At 37.4% G+C, this 9317-nt stretch carries 9 protein-coding genes; 4 read left to right on the top strand and 5 right to left on the bottom strand.

Translation table 11 applies throughout. From position 1 onward, the window contains the following. Positions 1 to 17: 17 nt before the first annotated feature. The 3 genes from gndA to AC1UFB_RS17990 all read right to left on the bottom strand — a co-directional run bounded on the left by gndA (position 18) and on the right by AC1UFB_RS17990 (position 3314). Complete coding sequence (gene gndA / locus AC1UFB_RS17980) at positions 18 to 1430, bottom strand: NADP-dependent phosphogluconate dehydrogenase (RefSeq protein WP_482589643.1); 1413 nt, start codon at positions 1428 to 1430, stop codon at positions 18 to 20. A 212-nt stretch (positions 1431 to 1642) separates the two neighbouring features. Further along, a complete protein-coding gene (locus AC1UFB_RS17985; RefSeq protein WP_156413441.1) occupies positions 1643 to 1786 on the bottom strand; it encodes a hypothetical protein in 144 nt (47 codons plus the stop codon). Between the two features lie 118 nt (positions 1787 to 1904). Beyond that, positions 1905 to 3314 carry an alanine/glycine:cation symporter family protein gene (locus tag AC1UFB_RS17990; protein WP_025910296.1) on the bottom strand — a complete coding sequence of 470 codons (1410 nt, stop codon included), beginning with the start codon at positions 3312 to 3314 and terminating at the stop codon, positions 1905 to 1907. 229 nt (positions 3315 to 3543) lie between these two features. Between AC1UFB_RS17990 and AC1UFB_RS17995 the strand changes: the two genes are divergently transcribed. The 4 genes from AC1UFB_RS17995 to pdxK all read left to right on the top strand — a co-directional run bounded on the left by AC1UFB_RS17995 (position 3544) and on the right by pdxK (position 7524). Beyond that, complete coding sequence (locus AC1UFB_RS17995; protein WP_482589646.1) at positions 3544 to 4791, top strand: PucR family transcriptional regulator; 1248 nt, start codon at positions 3544 to 3546, stop codon at positions 4789 to 4791. A gap of 240 nt (positions 4792 to 5031) precedes the next feature. Continuing rightward, entirely contained in the window at positions 5032 to 6165 is a 1134-nt protein-coding gene (ald, locus tag AC1UFB_RS18000) for an alanine dehydrogenase (RefSeq protein ID WP_061786190.1), read from the top strand. A 118-nt stretch (positions 6166 to 6283) separates the two neighbouring features. Continuing rightward, positions 6284 to 6427: a hypothetical protein gene (locus AC1UFB_RS18005; protein ID WP_482589648.1), complete on the top strand. Its 144-nt coding sequence runs from the start codon at positions 6284 to 6286 to the stop codon at positions 6425 to 6427. 272 nt (positions 6428 to 6699) lie between these two features. Continuing rightward, the gene (pdxK, locus tag AC1UFB_RS18010) at positions 6700 to 7524 is read left to right on the top strand and encodes a pyridoxine/pyridoxal/pyridoxamine kinase (RefSeq protein WP_482589650.1); all 825 of its coding nucleotides are present in this window, start codon (positions 6700 to 6702) and stop codon (positions 7522 to 7524) included. A gap of 21 nt (positions 7525 to 7545) precedes the next feature. On the opposite strand, the gene AC1UFB_RS18015 is transcribed toward pdxK, so the two are convergent. Both AC1UFB_RS18015 and pgmB read right to left on the bottom strand, forming a co-directional pair. Continuing rightward, positions 7546 to 8409 carry a Cof-type HAD-IIB family hydrolase gene (locus tag AC1UFB_RS18015; RefSeq protein WP_482589652.1) on the bottom strand — a complete coding sequence of 288 codons (864 nt, stop codon included), beginning with the start codon at positions 8407 to 8409 and terminating at the stop codon, positions 7546 to 7548. A 115-nt stretch (positions 8410 to 8524) separates the two neighbouring features. After that, a complete protein-coding gene (gene pgmB, locus AC1UFB_RS18020) occupies positions 8525 to 9127 on the bottom strand; it encodes a beta-phosphoglucomutase (RefSeq protein WP_482589654.1) in 603 nt (200 codons plus the stop codon). Positions 9128 to 9317 lie beyond the last annotated feature (190 nt).

Genomic DNA, 9317 nt, shown 5'->3' on the forward strand with positions numbered 1-9317 from the left:
CTGCGTTTTTATTTATATTATTTTAACCACTCAGTGTGGAATACGCCTTCTTTATCAATACGTTGGTACGTATGAGCTCCAAAGTAGTCGCGTTGCGCTTGTAAAAGGTTTGCTGGCAGTGTTTCTGTACGGTAGCTGTCATAGTAAGCTAACGCGCTTGAGAAACTTGGCACTGGAATACCTTGTTTAACCGCGATTGAAATAACTTCACGAAGCGCAGATTGATATCCTTCTACGATGTCTTTGAAGTATGGGTCTAACAATAGGTTTGTTAAGTCTGCATCACGATCGTATGCTTCTTTAATTTTTTGTAGGAATTGTGCACGAATGATACAACCACCGCGGAAGATCATCGCAATATCCCCATATTGTAAATTCCAATCATACTCTTCAGACGCAGCTTTCATTTGAGCGAATCCTTGTGCGTATGAACAAATTTTGGTCATATATAGCGCTTTTCGAATTGCTTCGATTAGTTCTGTTTTATCGCCTTCGTAAGAAGTTGCTTCTGGACCACTTAATACTTTACTTGCTTTTACACGCTCTTCTTTCATTGCTGAAATAAAACGAGCAAATACAGATTCTGTGATGATTGGTAGAGGCACACCTAAGTCTAATGAGCTTTGGCTTGTCCATTTACCAGTACCTTTTTGTCCTGCTGTATCTAAGATCACATCAACAAGCGGCTTGCCTGTTTCGTCGTCTTTTTTTGTAAAGATATCAGCTGTAATTTCGATAAGATAGCTATCTAGCTCTCCTTTATTCCACTCAGCAAATACCTCATGTAATTCATCTGCTTCTAAACCTAAAACGTTTTTCATAATGAAATACGCTTCAGAAATCAGTTGCATATCACCATATTCAATTCCGTTATGAACCATTTTTACATAGTGACCCGCACCATTTGGTCCGATGTATGTGCAGCAGTCATCTCCGTTTACTTTAGCAGAGATAGACTTTAAGATTGGCTCTACTAACTCGTAAGCTTCTTTTTGACCACCAGGCATGATTGAAGGACCTTTTAGCGCACCTTCTTCTCCACCTGAAACGCCTGTACCAACAAAGTTAATACCAAGCTCTTCTAATTCTTTATTTCGACGAATTGTATCTTGGAAGAATGTGTTACCACCGTCAATTAAAATATCACCTTTTTCAAGGTATGGTTTTAATGAATCAATTGTTGCATCTGTTGCTGCACCAGCTTTAACCATTAATAAGATTTTACGTGGTTTTTCAAGAGAATTAACAAACTCTTCGACACTGTATGTACCAACAAAGTTTTTACCTTCTGCCTCGGATTTTAAAAACTCTTCTGTTTTTTCCGGTGAGCGGTTGTAAACAGATACTGAATAGCCTCTGCTTTCAATGTTTAGCGCAAGGTTTTTCCCCATAACCGCTAAGCCAATAACACCAATTTGCTGCTTTGTCATGTTCTCTCTTCCCTTCGTTTTTTAATATGAATTAGTCACTTTAATCTTAACTGAACCACATAAAAACATTCAAGCTAGAATGCAGTAACCTTCATATCATCTATTATACATATTTGTATAGTACCATGGTTGTATTTTTAAAAAAAACGAAGAGTTTGGGACATAACAAAATGATTGCTTCTAAAAGACGAACACTAGCTGTTCCCATCTCTTTAGTTTGTCTCAACACGTTCGTTCCATTGCGCTACGGCCACTCGCTTTCCGCGGGGAGGAACCTGAGCTTCCTCGCTGCGCTGCGGGATCTCAGTTTTCCCTCTCTTTCCCGCAGGAGTCGAGTGTCCTACGCTCCATTCCACCCTGTTTCCAACATTGTTTTCACAATCAGCAAAAAACCTGAACGATTAAAAGTGAGAAACTCTCAATCGTTCAGGTATAGTAAGGACTGAACTACTTATGTCTCAGTCTCTTTTAATATTAGCTTGCTTTTTTCATTGTTGCTACTTTATAATGATTTTCAAAATAATCGTTTGTTTCATGAACAACAACCTTATATAACAACACAAGAGCAATTAAGTTTGGAATCATCATCAGCGCATTTGCCATATCTGCAAACGCCCAAACAACCGTTAAGTTTGCTACTGCTCCAAGGCCACAAGCCGCTACATAAATTGTACGATAAAGACCTGTTGCTTTCGTACCAAATAAATATTCAAAACATTTTTCTCCGTATACATACCAACCTACAATTGTTGAGAATCCGAAAAAAATAACAGAAAATGCAACAATATATTCACCAATTTGACCTAAGGACGACGCAAAGGCTGCTGAAGTTAAAGCTCCGCCATCTAAGTTGGCATTATGCGCCACACCAGAGATAGCACCTCCTGTTGGATCCCAGAAGCCTGTAATAATTAGTACTAACCCCGTCATCGTACAAACGATGATGGTGACAATGAATGTACCCGTCATCGCTACAAGGGCTTGTTTAACCGGATGATCCGACCGAGCATTTCCTGCAATTAAAGCTGCTGTTCCTAAACCGGCTTCATTTGAGAAGATTCCACGTGATACCCCACTACGAATTGCTTCAGAAACCGCGATACCAACAAATCCACTTGTTGCAGCTACTGGTGAAAATGCATATTCGAAAATCAATGCAAATGATGGAATAATTTTATCAACGTTTAAGAAAATAATTAATAATGACCCTGCAATGTATAGTAAAGCCATCATCGGTACAAAAAACCCTGCTACGGTACTAATGCGTTGAATACCACCAAAGATGATCAGAGTTGTTAAAACCGCTAATACGATTCCCGTCACAATTCCACTAATACCAAAGCTTTCATCTACAACGCTTGCAATGGTATTAGACTGAACGCTGTTTCCAATACCTAATGCTGCAAAGGCTCCAAAAAGAGCAAATGCGATAGCCAAAATTTTAAATTTCGGTCCCAGCCCTTTTTCCACATAGTACATCGGACCGCCTGAGTACTCACCTTTATCATTTTTCACACGGAATTTCATTGCTAATAATGCTTCAGCGTACTTTGTAGCCATACCCAGTAAACCTACAATCCACATCCAGAAGATTGCCCCTGGGCCACCTAACGTGATAGCCGTGGCTACACCAGCGATATTACCGTTACCAATTGTTGCAGCCAAAGCTGTCATCAAGGCTTTAAAATTACTTACATCACCTTCAGCTTTTGCATCTTCTTCTTTTTCTTTTGTAAATCCTAATTTGAACGCATACATCAACTTACGGAACTGTAAACCCCTTAATGCAAAGGTTAAAAATAAGCCTGTCCCAAATAAAAGAATTAAGCTCGGTGTTCCCCAAAGAATTCCATTGATTTTCCCTAAAATATCTAGAATGTCCATTGATGCTTCCTCCCCATCTGTTAGCGCTTACATTCTAAATAAGCTCTAATAAATGATTCCCTGATATAATTTTAACATTTTCTCAGACAAGTTTTTTTGTTAAAATCATTAAAAAGGATAGTTTGTTTTTGTCTATTTTCACAAAATGTTTTTAATCAATAGTCAAAAGATTATCAAAAGATTTATGATAAATCAATATGTAATTATTTTTATTAAAGAGGGATTTAATATGAACAAACCGATTCGAGATCCATTTAAGGAAAACTTTGACACACTTGAAGAGTTTGCAGACCGTATTAGTGAAGTTTTACAATGCCCAATTACTATTGAAGATTCGAACCACCGTCTTTTGGCATATAGTACGCATGACGAGCGGACAGATCAGGCGCGTATCGCAACGATTATCGGTCGACGCGTACCCGAGAAAGTAATTAATAACTTGTGGAAAGAAGGTATTATTCCTCAATTATTAAAAACGGATGACCCTATTCGCGTTGAAAATATCAATGAAATTGGACTAGGGAATCGTGTAGCTATTTCAATTTGGAAAAACGACGAAGTATTAGGTTTTATTTGGGCTGTAGAAGTCGATAAAACCTTAAATGAAGAAGAGTTACTTCTATTAAAAAAAGCTGCTACCGTACTTTGCAATAAATTACTTCAACTTCAAATTCGTAAATATAAGCGCGAAGAACGTTCACAAGAGTTTTTTTGGAAGCTGCTCACAGGACATATGGAGTCAAAAGAGGATATCACGCAAGCTTTTTATGATGCGCAAATTACTCCACCCACGTCTTTTTCAATTGCAGTATTTCGATTTCAGGAAGATATTATGCCAGAAGCTGAACGCCAAATTTCTTATTTACTAAAAACCATGCATCGTTTGAAAATTATTCTATATACAATTGATTGCAATGATCTTATTCTGTTCCTTTCTTTGGATTCAATTTTAACTCCATTAAAAGATCAGCATGATTTTGTAACATTCTTTAAAGATACAATGAAAGAAAGGTTCTCAATTGAGCAAATTGAAGCTAGCTTTAGCAGCGTGTATTCTTCTTATGACCATATCGCCAAAAGTTACAATGAAGCACTAAACGTATTGAACATTAAGAGAAAGTTCCCGAAAGAAACGGCCCACATCGCAGGCTATCAAGAATTAGGGATCTATCAATTTTTAGATGTACTGCTAGAGAAAAGAACGCAAGATCACTTTGAAAATTACTCATTAGCTAAATTAAACGAGTATGATTTGCGCCACAATAGCACCTTAGTGGAAACACTCGAAGTATTTTTAGATTCAGACAACAACATTAACGATGCTGCTAAAGTTTTAAACGTTCACATTAATACTTTAAGTTACCGTTTAAAGCGTATTTCAGAGATTGGCGATATTAACTTAAAAGATACAAACCAAAAAATTACGCTTTATTTGGATATTAAATTACAAAAATATAAAAATAACCCATCAAATTAAGTAAAAGAGCCATTCTGCATATAGGATGGCTCTTTGCTTATTGATAGACCAAAAGACCCAACCTATGTCAGAACAACTAACAAATAATCAGAAAAATCAAAATAGTAAACGCTTCCGTTTGTGTGTTTTCACAAAATAATACGATTGATTTCTTTTTTCCTGACAAAGAAAAAGAAAGAAGTTTTTTATATACTGTAGCTAGAAATAAGATTTCGTCTATTTTAAGGGAGGAAACATATTATGATTATTGGTGTACCAAAAGAGATTAAAAACAACGAAAACCGTGTAGCGATTACGCCTGCAGGAGTAGCATCATTTGTTGGTACAGGTCATCGTGTCTTAGTAGAAGCAGAAGCAGGAATCGGAAGTGGATTTACGAATGAAGACTACATGAAAGCTGGAGCAGAAATTGTTGAATTAGCTGCTGACGTTTGGGCTCAAGCTGAAATGGTCATGAAAGTAAAAGAGCCTCTACCTAGCGAATATGATTATTTCCGCCCAGGTTTAATTTTATTTACTTATTTACACTTAGCTGCAGAACCTGCTTTAGCACAAGCGCTTAAAGATAAAGGTGTCACGGCTATCGCATATGAAACAGTTGCAGTAAACAGAACGTTGCCATTATTAACACCAATGAGTGAAGTAGCGGGACGCATGGCTTCTCAAATCGGTGCTCAATTCTTACAAAAATCAAACGGCGGTAAAGGAATTCTATTAGCTGGCGTACCTGGAGTAAGCCGCGGAAAAGTAACAATTATTGGTGGCGGTGTTGTTGGAACAAATGCTGCTAAGTTAGCAATCGGACTTGGTGCAGATGTAACAATTATTGACCTAAGCCCTGAACGCCTTCGTCAATTAGACGACATTTTCGGAAACCAAATCAATACGCTGGTTTCAAACCCTTATAACATCGCTGATGCTGTTGCTCAAGCAGACTTATTGATTGGCGCTGTGTTAATCCCAGGTGCAAAAGCACCTAAGCTTGTAACAGAAGAAATGGTACAATCAATGAAACCAGGATCTGTTATTGTTGACGTAGCAATTGACCAAGGTGGTATTGTTGAAACAGTTGATCATATCACTACTCACGATCAACCAACGTACGAAAAGCACGGTGTAGTTCACTATGCTGTTGCAAATATGCCAGGTGCAGTACCTCGTACATCTACAATTGCTCTTACAAACGTAACTGTACCATACGCTTTACAAATTGCGTCTAAAGGTGCTTATAAAGCAATTCAAGAAAATCCAGCACTTAAATTAGGTGTAAACGTAGCAAATGGCGCAATTACGTATGAAGCAGTTGCACGCGACCTAGGCTATGATTATGTACCGGTTGAAGTTGCTTTAAACAAAGAATTAACTTCTATTTAATAAATCAAGAGACTGAGACATAAGTAGTTCAGCCTCTACTATACCTGAACGATTGAGAGCTCATAACTTTTAATCGTTCAGGTTTTTTGTTGACTGTGAAAACAATGTTGGAAACGGGGTGGAATGGAGCGTAGGACACTCGACTCCTGCGGGAAAGAGAGGGAAAACGGAGATTCCGCAGCGCAGCGAGGAAACTCAGGTTCCTCCCCGCGGAAAGCGAGTGACCGTAGCGCAATGGAATGAACGTGTTGAGACAAACTAAAGAGATGGGAACAGCTAGTGTTCGTCTTTTAGAAGCAATCATTTTGTTATGTCCCAAACTCTTGTTGTTTATAACAAATTATTCAAAGAAAACATCCATCATCTCTCACCCTCCTATTCCTCCCTTTTGAATTATATATTAGTAAAATATTATTACCTCTCATTGAATAGTTATTGTTAATTCTAAAAAGTTTAATTTTGTAAATTGAATCTCTACTATAAAAGCGCTAGAATAGAAGAAAATAAATAGCTTAGATTGAAGGGAGATTCTCCATGAGTATGAATAAAGTACTAACAATTGCTGGCTCAGATACTAGTGGTGGTGCAGGTATTCAAGCCGATTTAAAAACATTTCAAGAGTTAGGTGTTTATGGCATGACCGCTCTTACTACAATTGTTACAATGGATCCAGAAAACGGCTGGTCACACAATGTTTTTCCACAAGAAACATCAACTGTTGCCAAACAGTTAGACACCATTGTAAAAGGCGTAGGTGTGCAGGCTCTTAAAATAGGCATGCTGGGCTCAGTTGAAATTATTGAGCTAGCAGCAAAAGTAATTGATGAGCACGCTCTTAAAAATGTAGTAATTGATCCTGTTATGGTGTGTAAAGGGGAAGATGAAGTATTACACCCAGAAACAGCAGTTAGTCTACGCGATGTATTAGTGCCAAGAGCAACGGTTGTTACTCCAAACTTGTTTGAAGCAGGACAATTAAGCGGCCTTGGAGCTATTAAAACAATTGATGAAATGAAAGAAGCTGCGAAAAAAATCCATGATCTAGGTGCACAGTTTGTATTAGTTAAAGGCGGAAGTAAACTAAATCACGATAAGGCTGTAGACGTTCTATATGACGGCCAAACATTTGAACTGTTAGAATCTGAACTAATCCAAACGACTTTCACTCATGGGGCTGGCTGCACATACTCTGCAGCGATTACAGCACAATTAGCCAAAGGTAATGATGTAAAATCAGCTATTTATACAGCTAAAGAGTTTATTACTGAAGCAATTCGCCATTCTTTCCCATTAAACCAATACGTAGGTCCAACAAACCACGGTGCTTATCGTCGTAAAAATGTGTTAATAACAAATTAAAAGCACGCTTGCGCGTGCTTTTTATACTGGCTTAAAGATACTCTCAATAGCTTCCGCTACACCATGTTCATCATTCGTTTTTGTTACGACATGAGCATGACGCTTTATTTCATCCGGTGCATTGCCCATTGCAACGGCTCTTCCTGCTTTATGAAACATCGAAAGGTCATTATAATTATCACCAATTGCCATTGTTTCTTGTAAGGAGATACCTCGGCTTTTGACGAACTTTTCTAATGCAATTCCTTTTTGAGCTTCTTCACTATTCACTTCAATATTTTCTTTACCTGAAGAGCTTACAGCAATTCCATGAAAAGATTTTAACTCTTCACGCGCACGATTTAGCTTCTCATCATCGAATGAGAAAGCCAACATTTTATAAATCAATATATTTGAATCCTGAAAGAGTGGCTCATACTCTTCAATTAACTTTACTTTTCCTTCTTCAAATCGCTTTTTAGCTGCTTTTAATAACTCATCGTATTGATTTTTTAAGCTAGCACTTATATAAATATCCATTACAACAGAAAGTGCTTTATCATAGTCATTTGAGTATGTTCCATCACTTGTATACACCTCAAAGTACAGCTCATGCTTATTAAAAACCTCTTCAACAGCTTTAATTTTATCCAGAGACATTCCAAACGCTTCTAACTTCTCACCTTTTTTATTTCTTACCTCTGCTCCATTTATACAAATAAGAAACGTCTCAATGCCAGCTTCTTTTAGTAAAAAAGCAGCTTCTTCATAAGAGCGTCCAGTCGCCACAATAACTTCTACACCTTCACGCTGTGCAGCTTTAATTGCTTTGCTGTTCTCTACACTAATTTTTTGTTCGCTATTTACTAATGTTCCATCCATGTCAGTTGCAACGCATTTAATCATTCTGAGTCCCCCTGCTGTTTTTTATTTTTAGGTTAACATGTTTTATTACGTAGTCTTTGACTTCTATGTAAACAATATAATAAGTATTTGTATAGACGACGTTACATTCAGCCAATTAACGGTTTACAAACTTCTTGTTCACGCTCTTAAACGTTAGTTCATGAGTAGAAGCTACTTGCCAATCCGCTTGTTCCATTCCTTCATGTAATCCTACTCCTATGGAAAACATATCCGTTTGTTTAATCGCGGTTAAGCCTGCAATTCCATCCTCAATCGCAACACAGTTTTTAGGGTGGGTACCTATCTCTTTTGCTGCTGTTAAAAAAATTTCTGGATCTGGCTTCCCATGCGTTACGTCTCTACTGGTTACAACCTTATCAAAATAAGACTGCAAACCGATTTTTTCTAATACATGCATCGCGTTTGAACTAGAAGAAGCGATTGCAAGCTTGGTCTCAGCTGCTTTTGCTTCTTTTATCAACTGAAAAATGCCTGGTAAGATGGCCTTTTCATCTAACGTTTCAATTAACACTTGATAATGACGGTTTTTCTTTTCCGCTAATGCATGCATCTCTTCTTCAGAATAAAATTTGTCACTTTGTCTTACAATTTGCTTAACTGTCTCATAGCGGCTAATTCCCTGGATTTGTTGATTCCAATCGTGTGTAAAATGAACACCTGTTTCATCAGCAATCATTTTATTTGCTTGGTAGTATATATTGTATCAACAATTACACCATCTAAGTCAAAAATAAGCGCTTCAAACTGTGCCTGCATATGAAATCTCTCCTCTTCAACTATCTATTCTTTTTATCATATCGATTATTGAAATAAATTTCCTATATAAGTTGAATTAAAGGATTACAATTACTCTCTGTTGAAGTATAAGGGTAACACTTACCAATGAA

Source organism: Priestia sp. KCTC 13724, from assembly GCF_056820425.1.

Coding starts and splice junctions, on each gene's coding strand:
- ald (WP_061786190.1), top strand. CDS start 5,032: ATGATTATTGGTGTACCAAAAGAGATTAAAAACAACGAAAACCGTGTA.
- AC1UFB_RS18015 (WP_482589652.1), bottom strand. CDS start 8,409: ATGATTAAATGCGTTGCAACTGACATGGATGGAACATTAGTAAATAGC.
- AC1UFB_RS17990 (WP_025910296.1), bottom strand. CDS start 3,314: ATGGACATTCTAGATATTTTAGGGAAAATCAATGGAATTCTTTGGGGA.
- gndA (WP_482589643.1), bottom strand. CDS start 1,430: ATGACAAAGCAGCAAATTGGTGTTATTGGCTTAGCGGTTATGGGGAAA.
- pdxK (WP_482589650.1), top strand. CDS start 6,700: ATGAGTATGAATAAAGTACTAACAATTGCTGGCTCAGATACTAGTGGT.
- AC1UFB_RS17995 (WP_482589646.1), top strand. CDS start 3,544: ATGAACAAACCGATTCGAGATCCATTTAAGGAAAACTTTGACACACTT.